Source organism: Streptococcus sp. HMSC034E03 (assembly GCF_001811505.1).
Lineage (GTDB): Bacteria > Bacillota > Bacilli > Lactobacillales > Streptococcaceae > Streptococcus.
This window is the reverse complement of record NZ_KV804964.1, coordinates 42813-43740: the sequence shown is the minus strand read 5'-3', so window position 1 is coordinate 43740 and position 928 is coordinate 42813. Positions and strand designations below refer to the sequence as shown.

The following is a 928-nucleotide window of genomic DNA, read 5'->3' as shown; positions in this document are numbered from 1 at the left end:
ACTTGATTAATGACCGTATGATTGGCGAACTCATTTTCTACAAACTGTTTGATCCCTTCTTTTCGCGCTTGATCCATCGTCAGAGTGACTGCTGAATAGCTGGCTGGAAGGACCAATAATACAATCAAGGATATCAACCCAATTTTCATTTTAATGTTTAGCTCATTAAATGAACTTAAGGGAGATTTTCTCATAAAAATTCTTGTTCCAACAATGTTGATTAGCATGATAAAGACACAGTTGATCAAGAAAAGATAGAGAGCCCCAAATAAAAATCGTACATTTCCATTAGCTAAACCATATCCTGCAGTGCAGATAGGTGGCATCAGAGCTGTTGCAATGGCTACTCCTGGTACGATATTGTTTGCTTCTTTTTTCCTTGAACCAATGAAACCTGCTATCCCACCCGCGATAGCAATGAGAACATCCCAAATGGTTGGAGAGGTTCGTGCAATCAACTCGCTACTTGCATAAGATAAGGGAGAAATCCAGAAATACAGAGTCGAGACAAGCAAACTGACTAATACTTGAGTAAATAAAACCTCTAGAGATTGCTTGATTAAACGCGTATCAAAAATAGCTAAACCGAATCCCAGTCCAACAATCGGTGTCATAAGAGGGGAAATCAGCATGGCTCCAATAATGACAGCTGTTGAATTCATATTTAGACCTATAGAGGCAATAAAAATCGCACACATCAAAATCAATGTATCTCTTAATCGAACATGAAGGTCATCATATAGTTTCTCGCGGAATTCACGTGTTGAATAGTTTCCGGACATTGGTTACTCCTTTTATTTCATATAATCTTGTTTCTGCATGGATGATGGTAGAGAGACATCTGTCCAATCTTACATATTTTTAATTCTCACCTGTCATTCTTTTGAAAATTATCCTTTATACTCAATGAAAATCAAAGAGCAAACTA

At 37.3% G+C, this 928-nt stretch carries 1 protein-coding gene; it reads right to left on the bottom strand.

The genetic code is table 11. The features are described 5' to 3' along the window. Positions 1 to 782, bottom strand: a 782-nt coding sequence (locus tag HMPREF2805_RS02190) for a DUF389 domain-containing protein (RefSeq protein WP_075231230.1), incomplete at its 3' end; no start/stop codon positions are given. Between the last annotated feature and the right edge of the window lie 146 nt (positions 783 to 928).